An 18170-nucleotide genomic window follows, 5' to 3' on the forward strand; every position below is an offset into this window, starting at 1 on the left:
CTGGAGCCTATTTCGGCACTATCCTGGGCTAAAGAGTGTTGCTCCGGCCTGTGCTGTTTGAAGCGCGATCGCCCGCAACCCATTCAAAAGACCATTCATGCTGCTAACCCTGACAACAACCCATGGACCTGCGACCGATTTGGGTTATCTGCTCCACAAACACCCCGATCGCTGCCAAGCTTTTCCAATGTCATTTGGCCAGGCGTTTGTTTTTTATCCTGAGGCGCGGGCAGAGCGCTGCACTGCCGCTTTAATGCTAGACGTCGACCCGGTGACGCTAGTTCGGGGCAAGTCGACATCGCTAGAGCAGTACGTTAACGATCGCCCCTACGTGGCCTCCTCATTTTTGAGCGTAGCAATTGCCAAGGTGTTTGGCACCGCTCTGGCTGGACAGTGCAACCAACGCCCAGAACTGGCCGCTGAGGCTATTCCCCTGACCGTTAGCCTGCCGGTTTTGCCCTGTCGCGGCGGCGAGGCGGTTTTGCGACAGTTGTTTGAACCGCTGGGCTATGAGGTTACAGCCCAATCGCTACCGCTAGACGACCAGTTTCCCGATTGGGGAAACAGCCCCTATTTTGCAGTGAACCTGCACCATACCCTGCGCCTGGCCGAGCTGTTGAGTCATCTCTACGTACTGATTCCGGTGCTGGATGACGATAAGCACTACTGGGTTGGCGATGAGGAAGTCGAAAAGCTCCTGCGCCACGGCAGCGGCTGGCTCAGCCACCATCCGGCTCGCGAAACCATCACCCGACGCTATCTCAAGCAGCAGCGTCATCTAACTCAGCTGGCGCTAGAGCAGCTAGGCGAGGGCGATCGCCTTACTCCCGATGTAGCAGAGGCCGTTCAGGCCCAGGCAGAAGAAAACCTCGAACAACCGATCAGCCTCAATCAGCAGCGGCTGGCGACGGTGGTAGCGGCCCTCAAAGCGAGCGGTGCAAAACGAGTGGTCGATTTGGGCTGTGGCGAGGGCAAGCTACTGCGATCGCTGCTCAAAGAACCCAGCTTTGAGCACATTGCCGGAGTTGATGTTTCCCATCGAGCGCTGGAACGGGCCCAGGAACGATTAGAGCGAGTCTTATTTTCGCCTACGCAGCGATCGCGCCTGAACTTGTTTCAGGGTTCGCTGACCTATCGTGACGAACGCTTGAGCGGGTTTGATGCGGCCGCCGTCGTAGAGGTAATCGAGCATCTCGACCCTGATCGTCTGGCTTCGTTAGAACGGGTGTTGTTTGAGTTTGCGCGCCCCCAAACCGTGATTGTCACGACACCCAATATTGAGTACAACCCTCGGTTTTCCGGGCTGCCCGCTGGTAACCTGCGCCATTCAGACCATCGCTTTGAATGGACAAGGGCAGAATTTCAGACCTGGGCTACCCAGGTGGCCGAGCGGTTTGGGTACAGAGTCCAGTTTCACGGCATTGGCACCGAAGACCCCACCGTGGGCACCCCAACACAGATGGGAGTATTTGAGCGATGAACATCACAATTCCTGAACTGGCGCTGGTCGTGTTGGTGGGTGCCTCGGGGTCTGGTAAGTCGACCTTTGCCCGCAGCCACTTTTTAGCTACAGAAATTTTGTCCTCCGACACCTTTCGAGGGCTGGTCTCAGACGATGAAACCAACCAGGCTGCCAGTCGCGACGCCTTTGATGCGCTGCACTATATTGCCGCCAAACGGCTAGCGGCTGGTCGCCTAACGGTGATAGACGCCACCAACGTGCAGCCCCAGGATCGCAAACCCTTAATTGCCCTGGCGCGACAGCATCACTGCATTCCCGTTGCTATCGTGTTGAATTTGCCCGAGCGGGTGTGCAGCGATCGCAATCAGCAGCGCCCCGACCGACAGTTTGGGGCCCACGTGGTGCAGCGCCACGTACAAAGTCTGCGGCGATCGCTGCGATCGCTGAAGCGAGAGGGGTTTCGCTATGTTTACGAGCTAAATTCCCTAGACGATATCAACGCGGTAGCCGTTGAGCGGCAGCCCCTCTGGACAAACCGCAAAGCTGAACGGGGTCCGTTTGACATCATCGGCGATATTCACGGCTGCTGCGATGAACTAGAGCAGCTTTTAGACACCCTTGGGTATCGAGCAGGCGAGCCTGAGACAGCCAATTCTCCCTTCTGGCAGTTTCCCACCTATCGCCATCCCCAGGGGCGCAAAGCCGTCTTTTTGGGCGATCTGGTCGATCGCGGGCCGCGCAGCCTAGACACCCTGCGGCTGGTGCACAACATGGTCGCCGCAGACACGGCTCTCTGCGTACCGGGCAACCACGACATGAAACTGTTGCGCAAGCTGAAGGGCAAGAATGTCAAAGTCAACCACGGCCTTGAGCAAACTCTGGCAGAAATTGACGCCCTGCCCGCCGACAGTCGGGATGATGCGATCGCGGCCATGCGCCAATTTCTAGACACCCTGATCAGCCACTTTGTGCTCGACGACGGTAAGCTCGTCGTTGCCCACGCCGGTATGAAGGCCGAGTTGCAGGGACGTGGCTCGGGCTACGTGCGAGACTTTGCCCTCTATGGTGAAACCACGGGCGAAATCGACGAGTTTGGCCTGCCTGTTCGCTACAACTGGGCCGCAGAGTATCGGGGCCAGGCCATGGTTGTCTACGGGCACACTCCCGTCCCAACCGCCGAGTGGCTCAATCAAACCATCGATATTGATACTGGCTGCGTCTTCGGTGGTCATCTGACCGCCCTGCGCTATCCCGAAAGAAACCTAGTCAGCATACCGGCCCAGCGTGTCTACTGCGATCCGGTCAAGCCCCTGGCCGCATCCTCGGAAGGTGTCGTCGCTCCCCCGCTCACGGCTCAACAGCAGCACGATGATGTCCTCGACATTGCCGACGTGCTGGGCAAACGGCTAATTTCAACTCGCCTACAGCGGCAGGTCACGATTCGAGACGAAAATGCGATCGCTGCCCTGGAGGTGATGAGCCGCTTTGCCGTCAACCCCAAATGGCTGATCTATCTGCCGCCTACCATGTCTCCCGTAGCCACCTCTAAACAACCCGGCTACCTGGAGTACCCAACCGAGGCCTTTGCCTACTACCAGCAGGCGGGCATTACTTCTGTCGTCTGCGAAGAAAAGCACATGGGGTCACGAACGGTGGTAGTCGTCTGCCGTGATGAAACCGTGGCCCACCGTCGCTTTGGCATCTTAAATGAAGGCATCGGCATTTGCTACACCCGCACCGGCCGCCGGTTCTTTACCGACCCCGGCCTGGAAGCCGAGCTGCTAGCTCGAGTGAACGCCGCCCTGACGAACAGCGACCTTTGGGAGCGACTGCAAACCGACTGGGTCTGCCTCGACTGCGAACTCATGCCTTGGTCAGTAAAAGCCCAGGGACTGCTGCGCCAGCAGTATGCGGCGGTAGGAGCAGCGGCCAGCCAGGCTCTGAGCCAGGCGGTAGCTCAACTGCAGCAGGCCAGCGATCGCGGTGTCGATGTCAGTACCCTGCTGACTATGGGACAGCAGCGCCAGCAAATGGCTCAGCAATATATTGATGCTTATCGCCGCTACTGCTGGCCAGTCAACTCCATGGCCGATCTCAAACTCGCGCCCTTTCACATTTTGGCTACTGAGGGAGCGGTACATATCGACAAAACCCACACCTGGCACATGCAGCAAATCGCCCAAGTCTGCCAAAGCGACCCCGACCTGCTGCTAGCCACTCCGTACCACACAGTCGATCTAAACGATGCTGCCAGCCAGTCGAACAGCATTGACTGGTGGCGCGATCGCACCGCTAGCGGTGGCGAGGGCATGGTGGTCAAGCCTATGGAGTTCGTCAGCCACGCCGCCAAAGGGTTAGTACAACCGGCGGTAAAATGCCGGGGGCAGGACTACCTTCGCATCATCTACGGGCCCGAATATTCCAACCCCGAGAATTTGGAGCGCCTGCGGCAGCGGGGTTTGTCTAAGAAGCGATCGCTGGCACTCAAAGAGTTTGCCCTTGGCATCGAAGCCCTAGAGCGATTCGTTGCTCATGCCCCATTGCGCCAGGTTCACGAATGTGTTTTTGGGGTTTTAGCCTTGGAGAGCGAGCCAGTAGACCCCAGACTGTAGGGCTGCGATCAAACGTAAGTTGAATAGAGCTCAGGATCACCCAACACTAGACTGGGCTTGTTGGGTTTTGCTAAATACAACAACTCAAAGCCCCTCTCCCAATTTTGGGAGAGGGGTTTGGGGAGAGGGCATCATTTTCGATGTACCCAACGATCGAACCGCAAGGATTATGACTTGGTTTGCTCAGTTTGATCGCGAATTAGGGCACTCCAGTTGTCATCGTTCATAGCGGCAGCCAGGTCTGCTTTAGGGTCGGCGGCCTGGGCTGCATCCTGCTCTTTCGCCAACGAGCTATCGGCCATGGCGCGACGAAGCTTGAGCTTTTTAGCTTCGTAGGCTTCCCGTTCCGCAGCTGACATAGCCTGGGTAACGGCTTTGCCCACGGTGCCATCCCAGGTGCCATCGATATTGCCAGGTGGGGGGCTGGGCAGAGCCGCAATCCACTCATCCCGCAGGGCCGCCATCACCTCTCGGTTCGGGAAGCTAAAGGGTTCTACCGTTACCAAGGCACAGACTGCCTCTCCTTTTTCGAGCAGATGGCTACGCAACGATAGGGAGACGTTGCGAGAGATGCCAATAAACTGAGTCTGACCGTCGCGATCGAGCACGGCATAGACCCCGGTGACCTTGGCATCCTGGGTTTGCTCGCACCAGTCTGCAACGGGTAGGGGGCTATTGCCGGTAGAAGCCGTAGGTGGGGCGGTAGCTGTTTCAGCAGCATGTTCGTCGGCGGCGCTATACAAAAAGTCGTGGAGACTGCGATGCTCGACGGGGACATTCTGATGCTCGATCGCCTTTGGCGCATCTGGCGCGTCTGATTTTTCGGAGGTCACAGGCTTGCCTTGGTGGATAACTAGGCTTCATTATCACGTCAATTCCACCTCTTGTTCCCTCTCCCTTGGGGAGAGGGCTAGGGAGAGGGGCGATTGCCAGCAATTTAAACGCTAGTTTGGCCATACCTCAGAGGGTGTTTGGCAAGTGATTTTCTGTAGGTTTAGTCATCTGCTGATCCCCCCTGCTCCCCTTAAAAAGGGGGGTAAATGTCCCCTTTTTGTAGACGCTTGTGGCTTTTCGTAGAGTGGAAGGATTAAGGGAGATCTTTAGGTTTGCTACAGAAAATAGGACTGTTCAAACATTCTCCGGGGTGGTTTCAGCCATCGATCGCTTAACCTTGTTAATCCATCCTTCGCTGAGTCGCAACACCTCTGAATAATCCAAATCGGTATCTAAAACGAGGTCAAACACAAAGGGCGAAAACCGCTGGGGAAACCACTGGTGCAGCTTGCGGCCTACGGCAAGCCGCAGAAAAAACTCCAGCACTAACGATTTGCTGCGAGGAAAGGAATAGTCTGACAAATCGCGCAGGGCATGGGCCTCGACCACCCGCTGCTGAGAAAACTGGGGCAATACCCGCGACCAATCATCCTGATGTTGGTCGAGTAATTGGTTAAGCCAGGCCACATCTTGCAGAGCCGAGTTGCAGCCCTGGCCAATGGAGGGCGAAACAGCGTGGGCGGCGTCGCCCAAAATCAAGATGCGATCGCCCTGGTGAAAGCGATCGCAAGTTACCGTCGTTAAGCGGGCGGTGGGGCGTTGTAGCAGAGCCTCGGCCTCGGTCTCGCTGAGCAAGGGGCGAAAGGTAGGTATGTGGGTGGCAAAATAGTTGAGCACGTCGGCTTTGGTCTTTAGTCCGTCAAACGGGTTGTTCTTGGCATTAAAAATGAAGGCTCCGTGCATTTGGTCGCCCGGCTGCGGAGCCAGCAAAATACGCGTATCGCCCCCCACATTGCAGGCGTGGATAAAATCTGGGGCTAGCTCAACGCCCTGCTGCGGGTTGGTGCGGGCTAGAAAAATAGACTTGTAGGCATCGCGCACGTAGGTCTGTTGGCAATTGAGACCATGGTTGGCCACGAGCGCGGCTCTGACGCAAGACCTGGCTCCATCGGCACCAATCAGGCGATCGTAGTTGACAGTAAAGCTCTGGCCATCAGCAGACTGAAAGCTTACGGTTTGGGCCTGGCTATCGACCCCCTGACAGGTGCAGTCAAAGGTGAGGCTGAGCCGCTCCGGGTCAGGATAGCGAGCGACCAGCTGCTCTAACAGCACCAGCACCAGCCGATTGCGATCGACGGTGAGAATAGGGTGTTTGCGCGGAATGCGGCGAGCCTTGCCCTTGCGATGCAGGTAGGTACCTTGACACATCACGCTGTATTCCGCAATCGCCTCTTCTAAGCCTGGAATGCCTTGCAAGGCCCGCCGCCCCCGATATTGTAGAGAAATGGGAAAAGACCGCTGTTCGTCAGGGGCAACCTGGCGCGGATCGGGGCGGCGATCGTAGATCTCGACGCGATCGCCCCGGCGCAGCAGGTAGTGAGCCAGCAATAGCCCAGCCGGCCCAGCGCCAACAATCACAATAGTTTGAGATGAGGTGTCGACCATTCGCACTCACCCAGAACGGCAATGTTTCGCATGCTCTATTCTCGTGATGATACGTTACTAGAGGTGCCACCCAACCGGCAAGCTACGGTAGCAGATAGGGAATGGGCAATGGAGCTAATTTGCTCTGGCGCGGAGTCTAAATATCTGTGTTCAAAAGCAGATCGTAAGTACTGGGGCAGTTTCAGCCTGGGCAATATGGGGAAAGCTCTACTGCTAGGCCATTGGTTACGACAAACTCACCTACTCAATACCGCCAACCTTGATTCTCGCCCCTTGCAATGCCTCTATGCCACCCTTCGACTGCGCTGTTCTAGTCATCAGTGATGCAGATGTAACGGCGAGTTCACTTCAGAACCTGCTAGAGCAGGCTGATCAGGGTTTGGGGCAGGTGCTGGCTGTGGGCTACGACGGGCCAATTTTAGAGCTGTGCCATGCCCACAACCTGCGGCTGATTTTCTTAGACGCTGATCGGCCAGATACGCGGAAATTTGATTGCCTCAAACAGCTGAAAGCTCACCTCGGCGATCGCTGCCCGCCTATTGTGGCGATCGGCCCCAACGAGGCCGACACGGCAACCCAAGCTTTAAAGGCAGGGGCGACCGACTATTGGGTGCAAGAGCGACTTTCCCCGGCTCGTCTGCGCCAGACCCTAGAGGCTTTACCCTGGGCTGATCACCAGCCAGCGATCGCTGAGCTTGATGCCTTTCGGGTGACGCTCTCCGATGCGCTGCGATCGCTGGCCGACCCGATCGAGATTCAAGTCACGGCCAGCCGCATCCTCGGTGAATATCTCAATGCCAGCCGCACCCTATACTTTGAGTGCCGCAATGACATCTACTGTGTTGAACGGGATTACACCAGCGGTGTGGATACCATCGCGGGCTGCTATCCCGTCACTGCATTTGGTCTAACCATTTTTTCCGAATTCTGCGCCGGGCGATCGGTGGTGGTGGCCGATGTCGTCGCTGACCCTCGGCTCTCGCCTGCCGAGCGAGCCACCTATGCATCAGTTCAAATTCTCGCTTACATGGGTATCCCGCTGGTCAAAAATGGTAATTTTGTCGCCGGTTTGGCGGTTCACTCCTCGACGCCCCGCATCTGGACCCAGGCAGAGGTAAACCTGGCAGAAGAAACTGCTGAACGCACCTGGGCAGCGGTCGAACGGGCCCAGGCAGAAGTGGCTCTAAACCAGTCAGAAGAAAAATATCGCACCCTGTTTCAAAACATCGATCAGGGGTTTTGTCTGCTTGAGCTGATCTTTGACGAGCAGGGCCAGGCGGTGGACTTTCGGTGTTTAGAAACCAACCCGGCTTTTGTGAAACATGCAGGGCAGCCCATGGCGGGCAAACGCATTCGCGAGCTAGTGCCCGACTTTGAGCAGATCTGGATCGATACCTACGGGCAGGTTGCCCTGACCGGCAAACCGGTACGGCTCGAACATGTGGTGAAAGGGCTGGGCAACCAGTGGTTTGAGACCTCGGCATTTCGCTACGGTGGCGCAGGGAGTCGCATCGTCGCCGTCCTCTTCACCAACATCACCGATCGCAAACAGGCTGAACTGTCGTTGAAAGACAGTGAAGAGCAGTTTCGTCTGCTGTCAGAAATCAGCCCAGTAGGAATTTTTCGCAACGATATCCACGGGCAATGCACCTACGCCAACGCCAAAACCCTAGAAATTACCGGGCTCTTCCTAGAAGAAAACTTGGGTGGCGGGTGGGGAAAGTATTTACACCCCGACGATCGCGACTGGATGTATGCCGCCTGGTTAACGTTTGTCGAGCAAACTCGCCTGGGTCAACCTGCGACTTATTATGTTGAGCATCGCTTTCTCTATCAAGATGGTTCCCTCCGGTGGGTACTGGGCCAAGCGGTGCCCGAGCACAATGGCCAGGGCGAGCTGGTTGGGTTCATTGGCACCGTCACCGACATCACCGATCGCAAACAGGCTCAAGAAAAACTGACGCGGGAGCTAAACCGCAGTAAGGCGCTTTTGGAGGGCTCCTCCGATGGCATTGTGGTTTTAAACCTGCAGGGCTACGTGGTTGCGGCCAACGAAAGCTATGCCCGCATGCTGGGGCGTACCCTAGAAGACACGCTGACGCTCCACGTATCCGACTGGGATGCCCAATGGAGTCCGGCAGAACTCAACCGTATCGTAGCCTCGCGGCAGTTTGTGGGCCGCACCTTTGAGACCGTCCATCGCTGCCAAGATGGCTCCACCTACGATGTCGAAGTTACCGTCAGCGCAGTCGATACCGACGATGAGTTTTTGCATCTCTGCATTTGTCGAGATATCAGCGAGCGCAAACGCCACGAAGCAAACGCAGCTTTTTTGGTAGAAGTCACGAGCGATCTGTCTCGGCTGACTACCGCCGAAGAGATTATGCAAACCACCGGGGCCAAACTGGGGGCTTATCTACAGCTATCTGACTGTTCATTTGTTGTGCTCGATCATGTTGCTCAGGAAGCAACCATCACCTACGATTGGCACCTAGAGAATGGCATACCCCTGACTGGGGTCTACCGCCTCTCTGACTTTTTGACCCCCGACTTTTTGCGCGACACCCGCGACGGCAAACCCTTCGTAGTCTGCGACACGGAGACCGATCCGCGCACCAATGCTGCCAACTATGCCAGCCTCAATATTCACGCCTTCTGCACCGTGTCATTTCATCAAGATGGTCAGCTGCGATCGCTGCTGGCAGTTTACGATGCCAAACCCCGCCAGTGGCGCGCTGACGAAATCGAACTGGTGGGTGAACTGACCAATCAAATTTTTCCACGGCTAGAGCGCGCCCGGGCGGATGCAGCCCTGCAACGCTACAACGAGACCCTAGAAACGCGAGTGGCCGAGCGCACCGCCGAACTCTCCCAAAGCCTAGCCGCTCTGCAACAGTCTGAAGAACGACTGCACCACCTGGCCCACCACGACCCGCTCACCGGTTTGCCCAATCGGCTGTGGCTCAACCTTCACCTAGAGCAAAGTATTCAGCAGGCCACTCGGCAACAGACCAAGCTAGCGGTGTTGTTTGTCGATCTCGATCGCTTCAAGCACATCAACGACAGCCTGGGCCATCGGGCTGGGGATGGTCTGCTTCAGCAGCTGGGCGATCGCCTGCGCCAAGGCTTGCGGACCAACGACTGCATCGCCCGCATCAGCGGTGATGAGTTTGTCGTCGTCCTCGAAGATGTCAAAGATGTCGCCCACATTGGCACCGCGATTTCTCGACTAATGACGGTGTTTGAAGCGCCCTTCAAACTCGAAGGGCAGACCGTGCACATGACCTCTAGCATCGGCATCAGTCTGTTCCCTGATGACAGTAGCGAAGCGGCGACGCTGTTGCGCTATGCCGACACCGCCATGTACGAAGCCAAAGAAGAAGGCCGCAATACCTATCGGTTTTATGCCGAAGAAATGACCGCCACAGCCTTTGAGCATGTCTTGTTTGGCAATGCGCTGCGCAACGCCCTCCAGCAGCACGAGCTACACCTGGTATATCAGCCCCAAATTAATCTACAGTCGCAGCAATGGGTGGGGCTCGAGGTGCTGTTGCGCTGGCAACATCCAGAGCTGGGGGAGATCTCCCCTGCTCAATTTATCCCAATTGCCGAGCAAAGCGGCCTGATTCACGAGATTGGCACTTGGGTATTGCAGTCGGCCTGTTGCCAAGCCAAGACCTGGCTTGACAGCGGGTTAGACCTTGGCCGCATTGCCGTCAACGTAGCGGCCTCGCAACTCAACCACGAAAACTTTGTCCAGGTGGTTGAGGATGTGCTGCGCAAAAGCGGGTTGCCCCCCTGCCACCTAGAGCTAGAAGTGACAGAACGCCTGGTGATGCAGCGCACCGAGGCCAAAATTCAGCAGCTCAAACAGCTGCGGCAGCTGGGTATTCAAATTGCGATCGATGATTTTGGCACGGGCTATTCGTCGCTGAGCTACCTAAAACTGCTGCCCATCGATAAACTCAAAATTGATAAGTCTTTTGTCTGCGATATTCCTCACGATGCCAACGATATGGCGATCGCCGCAGCAGTAATCGCCCTGGGGCAGGCCCTAGGAATGACCATCATTGCCGAAGGCGTTGAGCAGGAAGCCCAAGTGGCTTTCCTAAAACTCAAGGGCTGCCACGAAGCCCAGGGATATCTCTATAGCCAACCGCTCAGACCAGAGATGGTTTCAGAAATTTGGAACCGCCACCATCCCCAAAACAATGGCGCCAATCTGCGGATTGAATAAGCAGCACTTAATCCATGAGCAGAAGTCTCTTCTTGAGACTCGGCCAAGCTTTTAAAGGACTAATAAAGAGAGTTTTGAGTCTTGCCTTAAGAACTAGCAAGGGGCAGCGCACCATCCTACCTCCTGAGCAGGGCCTAGAAGGGGATAGATATCTACCGTTCCGCAGCTGAGGCTGTCTACCCCAGACTATTCTTGAAGCTGGAATGGTGCAGCAGCTCTCAGGTCTGAATAGTTGCCTATCACGCAAACAATCAAACGCCTAAAACCTTTGCAGAAAAACGGTTTCGGGATCATCAAATTTTGAGAGGACTAAAATTGGACTAAAATTTTGAGCCTTTTTGGAACCCCATTGAGGCGTGTTGCTTCAGGTCATTGAGACCTAGGGGTGCTGCCTCGCCGCCACATAAGGATAGCTGACACGCCTCAACTCGACTCATGATGTCATTGCCAAAATCTGCAATAGACTCTATCTCACAGACGGTCTCTTAAGACTCTTAATGAGACCAGCAAAGAGATTCATAGGTCTTGCTACGAGACTATTTGGTTAGAGCCAGGCAGTTTAGCTAGAGCTAAGAGAAGTGTTGGTGATGTGAGCGCACTCTCAACCCCTCCTCCCTTTAGCACTCCTCACACACACCTAAAAGCAGCAACTCTCAAAGCCAAGTCTTTTTAGTCTTAAAATAAGACTAAATTCTGCACGTCAGAGTCTCAAAATGAGATTTAGGAAGAGCAAAATTACAAACTTGCCAAACCTAATTCCTTAGGTATAGGCAATTTATCCCAAAATCTGAAATTTGAGACGGCTACTCTTATCTATCACCTAGCCTAAAGACTGAGAGAGTAGTGTGGAAAATTGAACATTCCTATATTTTCCTCGTGATCCCAAAGGGTTTGGCAACGCATTCAAGAGCTAGCCTGGATGTTTGTGCAAACTCAAAATGCCTAATAGCCCAATCTTTACAAAAGTTATTTGCGATAGATTTCAATTATGGGTTGGGCAAATAGCGGAAAGCTATAATTAAATGAAATAATGGGTGTCTTCAAAAAAGTCAAAAGGCTTTTTGTGGCAATCCCTTAACAAAATATGGCTCCCTTGAGTCATTGACTAGACCGTCCAAAGTAATCAAATGACAAAAGCTCTTGCGCCAGTTTAAATTAGTTGTTGCCAGTAATCGATTAAAACCGATACTAAAATGATTGATTGAGGCTTAGAGTATTTAGATTTTGATTGCCGACTTCAAACCATCAGGTAATAGGCTGAGGGATCAATGCCCTAACGCATCAGGCCTAATCCTTTAGCTATCGCCCCCGCTTCAAGGCTATTAAAAACGGCAGTTGACTTGCCTAAGGTAAGTTGCTGCTAGTTTATCCATGCTTCTAGTTCCTCCGTCACTCACTGGCGAAGGAAAACGTTTGGCAGTTTCTCTCTTCTTGATTTAGTTACTCAAGTCACACAACGCGAACGGGTCACCGCTTTCGGTCTACATCCCCTCACTTCCCAGCCGCTATGACTACCCCAACTCTCTTCAATCTCGCGCTTCGCGAAGCGTATAGCCTGTGGCACCCCAAAAACGCGAACCAAATCGAACCGAGTATTCCTACAGGAGCTGCATGTCCCAGTCCCGCCATCCTTCACCGTACCCTGCCGTCTTTGCTCGATGGTGCTGATGGCTTAGCTATCATCAATGATCGCGCGCTCAATCAATGGCGCAAAGGGAGATGGCAGTCTTTTTCCACTGAAGCTTTTCGTCGGGCGGTAGAAGAATTTGCCCTGGGGTTAGAGACTTTTGGGTTGCAACGGGGCGATCGCGTTGCCCTAATGATGCACAGCGATGTGGGGTTTGCGATCGCCGACTTCGGCACCTTGCTGGCTGGGTTCGTCAACGTGCCCATCGACCTTACCCAGACCATCGAAAACATTCTGCTGATTTTGCAAGAGGTTGAAGCGCCGCTGCTGGTGATCTCTAACCCTGCCTTGCTCGAACAAATTCGCCCCTACTTGTGGGAAGTGCCCACCTTGAAAACCGTGATTGTGGCCGAGGTGCCTGACGGTTGGCAGGCTGAGCAGACCGGAGGCAGTGAGGTTTCAGCCTCGGATGCAGTGCTGCCGATACCAGCTTCTGAAACCTGTTTACAAATTCCCCATCTACTCTGTGAAACTCCTACTCAGCAGCCGTGTCTGCCAGTACCCCAGGCGCTGCGGGTGTGCTCTTTAGCCGAGGTGCGTGAGTGGGGACGACCGGGGTGGTCAACCGAGGCTATTCAGACTTTGGAAGATGCGATCGCCCCCGCCGATTTAGCCACCATCATCTACATTGCCAGCGAGACCAAGCGCCCTAAGGGGGTGATGCTCAGTCATGAGGCGATCGCCGCCAACGTGTTGGCTTCATTTTCTAGCTATCCCAACCTTCAAACCGGTCCCGACGAAGTCGCCCTGCTGTTTTTGCCCCTCAACCACATCTTTGCCCGCGTGTTTTTATATGGGCATTTGGCTTGGGGCCACAGCATTTATTTCTCAGACCCCAACCACCTAATCAAGCACTTGCGTCGAGTCAAGCCCACTCTTTTAATTACTGTGCCTCGGCTGTTAGAGAAAGTGCATGAGCGCATTCTCGACCAAGTTAACCACCTCAGCCATTTCGACCGCCGAGTGCTGCAATGGGCCATCAATCTCACAGCTCGGTTCGACCCTAGTCAGCCGCCCCAAAAGCTCTACCGTCTGCAAATGCAGCTGGCCGAACGGCTCGTGTTTGTCAAATGGCGTGAGGTGTTTGGCGGCCGGCTCAAAGCCTGTATCTGTGGTGGCGCCGCCCTATCTAGCAACCTCGTCAAGTTTTTCTCGGCGGCGGGGGTGCCCGTCTATCAAGGCTACGGCCTCACCGAAACCAGCGGCGTCCTCACCTATACTCGCGCTGGCCATAACCGCCCCGGCACCGTTGGCCTGCCTATTCCCGGCGTTGAGATTGCCCTCGCCGCCGACCAAGAAGTTTTGGTGCGCGCGCCCTTTCTCATGCAGGGCTACTACCACGACCCTGCTGCCACCGCCGTCGCCCTCACTCCCGATGGCTGGCTACACACCGGCGACTTCGGCACCCTCGATACCGATGGCTTTCTCACCATCACCGGGGTGAAGAAGGCCCTATTCAAACTCTGCACCGGCAAATATGTCTCCCCCCGCCCCCTAGAGCAAGAGCTAATGGCCTCCCCCTTGGTGGCCAAGGCCATCACCGTCGGTGCTAACCACAAGTTCTGCGCCATGGTGATCGTTCCTGACCTAGACGCCCTGCGCCACCAGGTCGAGCATTGGGACCTTGACCTCACCCAACCCGACTGGTGGCACCATCCCCGCATCACTGCCCTTTACCAAAGCCTGATCGACACCGCCAATTGCCATTTCCCCTACTGGTCCACCGTGCGCAAATTTGCCCTAGTTGATCAAAGCGAGGGGCTAGATGAGGTGGTGGAGCGGTTGTATGGGGACGGAGGAGTTAGGGGGGATGGAGGAGATGAAGGGGATGGGGAGGCTTGTCCGGTGTACGCGCGATCGCTAATGCGCTACTAGGAGGTTTGGGAGTGATGGAGTGATTAGGTAATGGAGTGATTGGGCTACAAGTCACCTCTCCCCCACCTTCCTCATCTCCCTCACCTCCTCATCCCCACTCCCTACTCCATCACTCCCCCACTCCATCACTGCCCACCCACCACACAAGGAGCCAGCTATGCAAACACCATTCCGCACCGCCGCTGTTCTCGGAGCCGGGGTCATGGGTACCCAAATTGCGGCTCACTTGGCCAATGCCGGGCTTACAGTTCACCTGTTAGAACTGCCCTCCCCAAAAGGCAGCAAAAACGACTTGGTAGAAGGAGCTTTCAAAAAAGCCTGTAAGCAGTCGCCGCCAATTTTCTACAGTCAGCAAGCGGTGAAGCGAGTCATTCTGGGCAACTACGAAGAACATTTCGAGCGCCTGTCTACGGTGGACTGGGTAATTGAGGCGGTGGTCGAAAATCTCGCCGTCAAGCAGGAGTTGTTTGCGCGGGTCGAGCGCACCGTTGGCCCAGACGCAGTAATTTCTACCAACACCAGCGGGCTGCTGATTCGTCAGGTAGCTGAGGGGCGATCGAAATCCTTCAGAAAGCGGTTTTTGGGCACCCACTTCTTTAACCCGCCTCGCTACTTGAAACTGCTCGAACTCATCCCCACCGCCGACACCGACCCCGCTGTGGTTGAGCGTGTGGCCGCCTTTGGCCGCGATCGCCTGGGTAAAGGCATCGTCGGGGCCAAAGACACCCCCAACTTCATTGCCAACCGCATCGGTGTCTTCGTGTCGATGCTGGGTCTGCGCTCCTTCATTCGGGGCGACTACACCATCGAAGAGATCGACACCCTCACCGGCACCCTGGTGGGGCGGCCCAAGTCGGCCACCTTCCGCACCGCCGATTTGGTGGGGCTCGACACGCTGCTCTATGTCGCCGATAACCTCTATCCCGCCATTCCCCACGACGAGCGGCGCGAGCTGTTTCAGCCCCCAGAGCTGATGCGCAAGCTAGTAGCCACCGGCACCTTAGGGGCCAAGTCGGGCCAGGGCTTTTACAAAAAAGTAGAGGGCGAAATTCGCTCGCTAAATCCCAAAACCTTTGGCTATGAATCACCGCGCCCGGTAAACCTAGGAAATTTGGAAGGGCTGAAAAAACACGATTTAGCTGAACGGCTGCGTCACTTATATAGAGATCGCAGCCGAGCCGGAGATTTCTTCCGCCAGACCATACTTGAAACCTTGGCCTACAGCGCCAACCGCATTCCCGAAATTGCCGACAGCCCCGCCGACATCGATCGCGCCATGACTTGGGGCTTTGGCTGGGAAATTGGCCCCTTCGCCATCTGGGATGCCTTAGGTTTTGACCGGGTAATTCAGGACATGACCCAGGCTGGGCTGACTCTGCCCCCCTGGCTAAAGCCCATGCAGGCGACTGGTGCCACGGGCTTCTATAGCTCCGACCCCGCCATCACCGCGCCCACCGTCTACGTGCCCGGCGAAAGCTATGTTGCTCTGGAAATCCCCAGCCATGAACTGCATCTAGTCGATTTAAAAGCCAAACCACCGCTCTGGCACAACAGCGAGGCCGCCCTGCTCGATGCTGGAGACGGAGTTGCTCTATTCGAGTTTCGCTCCAAGGCCAACACTCTCAGCACCAAAGTAGTTGAAGGCCTCGGTGCTGCCCTCGAATGGCTGGCCGCCCACGACAACTACCACGGCATGGTGATTGGCAACGAAGGCCCCAACTTCTGCGTCGGCATCAACCTGGCCGAGGTAGGCAAAATCGCCCAGTGGGAAAACCTCAACCCCCTCAACCGCAACCATCGCACCATCGCCAAGCTGCTCAATGACGTCCAGACCCTAGTGCAGCGCATCTACTACTTCCCCAAACCCGTAGTTGCCGCCATTCAGGGGCGGGCGCTGGGGGGCGGCTGCGAACTCGCCATGGCCTGCCCCCACGTAGTCGCCGATGCCGAAACCTACATCGGCCTGGTGGAACTTGGGGTTGGCCTCATCCCCGCCGGGGGCGGCCTCATGCGCCTCGCCCGCTGGGCTAGCCAGCGCGCCATCTCCGACGAACCCGCCGACATTTTGCCCTGGTTGAAGCAGGTGTTTCGCACCGTCGGCATGGCCCAGGTTTCTAACAGCGCCCACGAAGGCATCGAGCTAGGCTTTTTGCCTGCCACCACGCAGATCGTGATGAATGGCGATCGCCGCCTCTACGCCGCCAAGCAAGAAGTGCTTTGTCTCCACCGCATGGGCTACGCCCCCCCACCCCGCCAGCCCATCCCCGTGCTCGGCCAACCCGCCCGCGCCATGCTCGAACACATGGCCTACGTCATGCACGCTGGTAACTACATCAGCGACTACGATCGCAGCCTCGCCAACCGCCTCGCCTACGTCCTCACCGGCGGTGACCTCACCATCCCCGGCTCCGTAGAGGAGTCCTATCTCTTCAACTTAGAGCGCGACAACTTCCTCCCCCTCATCGACGAACCCAAGACCAAAGAACGCCTGCTGCACATGCTGAAGACAAAGAAACCGCTGAGGAACTAGGGAGTGATGGAGTAACGGGGTGATGGAGTGTTCGTGTAATCACTCCCCCACCCTCCTACCCATCCACCCTCCCACCCATCCATCCCCACTCCCCTCCACCGGAGCCTTCCGCTATGAACACCACCGCCTACATCGTCAGCACCGTCCGTACCGCCGTGGGCAAAGCGCCCCGCGGTACCCTCCGCCACACCAGCCCCGATGACATGGGAGCCGCCGCCGTTCGGGGTGCACTGGAGCACATTCCCGCCCTGGTCTCTGACCACATCGACGATGTGATCATGGGCTGCGCCATGCCTGAGGCCGAGCAAGGGTATAACCTAGGCCGGCTAATTGCCTTGCGAGCGGGTTTGCCCGACTCGGTCTCTGGTTGCACCGTCAACCGACTGTGCGCCTCAGGGCTGCAATCGATTGCCATGGCCACCCAGGCGATCGCCTGGGGCCAGTCCGACGTGATCGTGGCGGGCGGCGTTGAGTCTATGAGCATCATCCCCATGGGCGGGCACCAGTTCTCCCCCAGCACCGAGCTGTTTGCGGAGATGCCTGACGCCTACATTCCCATGGGTCTCACCGCCGAGAAAGTCGCCGATCGCTTCCAGGTTTCCCGCGCTGACCAAGATGCCTTTGCCCTGCGATCGCACCAAAAAGCCCTCGCCGCCCAGGCTGCCGGTCGGTTCAAAGCCGAAATTGTCCCCATCACCGTGCGCACCACCGAGTACATTGACGGCCACCCTCACACCCACGAACTCATCTTCGACACCGACGAAGGCCCCCGCGCCGACACCAGCCTCGAAGCCCTGAACCAGCTCAAACCCGTCTTCAAAGCCAACGGCACCGTCACCGCTGGCACATCCTCCCAAATGTCTGACGGAGCCGCCGCCACCGTCGTTGTGGGCGAAAATACCCTCCGCGAACTGGGCCTGCAACCCCTCGGTCGCCTACTCGGCTTCGCCGTCGCTGGAGTCCCCCCCGAAATCATGGGCATTGGCCCCATCGCCGCCATTCCCAAAGTGCTGAAGCAGGTCGGCCTCACCCTCGACGACATCGGCCTGATCGAACTCAACGAGGCCTTCGCCGCCCAATCCCTCGCCGTCATTCGCGAACTGGGCCTCAACGAAGACATTGTCAACGTCAACGGCGGTGCGATCGCCCTCGGCCACCCCCTTGGCTGCTCCGGTGCCAAACTCACCGCCACCCTACTCCACGAAATGCAACGACGCGGCACCCGCTATGGCCTAGTGACCATGTGCGTTGGCGGCGGCATGGGCGCGGCGGGGGTGTTTGAAAACTTGATGCGATGAGCTGAGAAAAAAAGTTTTGAGTTTTGAGAA

8 protein-coding genes are annotated in these 18170 nt (G+C 56.4%); 6 read left to right on the forward strand and 2 right to left on the reverse strand.

Going from position 1 to position 18170, the window contains the following annotated elements; translation table 11 throughout:
- Positions 1–97 precede the first annotated feature (97 nt).
- Together NC979_RS11595 and NC979_RS11600 are read left to right on the forward strand one after the other, a co-directional pair.
- Positions 98–1480, forward strand: coding sequence for a 3' terminal RNA ribose 2'-O-methyltransferase Hen1 (locus NC979_RS11595; protein ID WP_190520783.1), 1383 nt, complete (start codon positions 98–100; stop codon positions 1478–1480).
- The gene (locus NC979_RS11600) at positions 1477–4074 is read left to right on the forward strand and encodes a polynucleotide kinase-phosphatase (protein WP_190520785.1); all 2598 of its coding nucleotides are present in this window, start codon (positions 1477–1479) and stop codon (positions 4072–4074) included. Before NC979_RS11595 ends, NC979_RS11600 begins: the two co-directional genes overlap by 4 nt.
- A gap of 167 nt (positions 4075–4241) precedes the next feature.
- Here the strand turns inward: NC979_RS11600 and NC979_RS11605 are convergent, their stop codons facing one another.
- A complete protein-coding gene (locus NC979_RS11605; RefSeq protein WP_242024075.1) occupies positions 4242–4907 on the reverse strand; it encodes a GIY-YIG nuclease family protein in 666 nt (221 codons plus the stop codon).
- A 295-nt stretch (positions 4908–5202) separates the two neighbouring features.
- Positions 5203–6513 (reverse strand): FAD-dependent oxidoreductase, encoded by a 1311-nt coding sequence (locus NC979_RS11610; RefSeq protein WP_190520787.1) that lies wholly within the window; start codon positions 6511–6513, stop codon positions 5203–5205.
- 286 nt (positions 6514–6799) lie between these two features.
- Between NC979_RS11610 and NC979_RS11615 the strand changes: the two genes are divergently transcribed.
- The 4 genes from NC979_RS11615 (at position 6800) to NC979_RS11630 (ending at position 18140) form a co-directional block, all read left to right on the forward strand.
- Positions 6800–10750, forward strand: a complete 3951-nt coding sequence (locus tag NC979_RS11615; RefSeq protein ID WP_190520789.1) for an EAL domain-containing protein — start codon at positions 6800–6802, stop codon at positions 10748–10750.
- Between the two features lie 1507 nt (positions 10751–12257).
- Positions 12258–14312, forward strand: a complete 2055-nt coding sequence (locus NC979_RS11620) for an AMP-dependent synthetase/ligase (RefSeq protein WP_199308906.1) — start codon at positions 12258–12260, stop codon at positions 14310–14312.
- A gap of 157 nt (positions 14313–14469) precedes the next feature.
- Positions 14470–16842 carry a 3-hydroxyacyl-CoA dehydrogenase/enoyl-CoA hydratase family protein gene (locus tag NC979_RS11625; protein WP_190520791.1) on the forward strand — a complete coding sequence of 791 codons (2373 nt, stop codon included), beginning with the start codon at positions 14470–14472 and terminating at the stop codon, positions 16840–16842.
- Between the two features lie 113 nt (positions 16843–16955).
- A complete protein-coding gene (locus tag NC979_RS11630) occupies positions 16956–18140 on the forward strand; it encodes a thiolase family protein (RefSeq protein WP_190520793.1) in 1185 nt (394 codons plus the stop codon).
- Positions 18141–18170 lie beyond the last annotated feature (30 nt).

The organism is Leptolyngbya subtilissima AS-A7, assembly GCF_039962255.1.
Classification (GTDB): Bacteria; Cyanobacteriota; Cyanobacteriia; order Phormidesmidales; family Phormidesmidaceae; genus Nodosilinea.

Coding starts and splice junctions, on each gene's coding strand:
- NC979_RS11600 (WP_190520785.1), top strand. CDS start 1,477: ATGAACATCACAATTCCTGAACTGGCGCTGGTCGTGTTGGTGGGTGCC.
- NC979_RS11595 (WP_190520783.1), top strand. CDS start 98: ATGCTGCTAACCCTGACAACAACCCATGGACCTGCGACCGATTTGGGT.
- NC979_RS11620 (WP_199308906.1), top strand. CDS start 12,258: ATGACTACCCCAACTCTCTTCAATCTCGCGCTTCGCGAAGCGTATAGC.
- NC979_RS11630 (WP_190520793.1), top strand. CDS start 16,956: ATGAACACCACCGCCTACATCGTCAGCACCGTCCGTACCGCCGTGGGC.
- NC979_RS11625 (WP_190520791.1), top strand. CDS start 14,470: ATGCAAACACCATTCCGCACCGCCGCTGTTCTCGGAGCCGGGGTCATG.
- NC979_RS11615 (WP_190520789.1), top strand. CDS start 6,800: ATGCCACCCTTCGACTGCGCTGTTCTAGTCATCAGTGATGCAGATGTA.
- NC979_RS11610 (WP_190520787.1), bottom strand. CDS start 6,513: ATGGTCGACACCTCATCTCAAACTATTGTGATTGTTGGCGCTGGGCCG.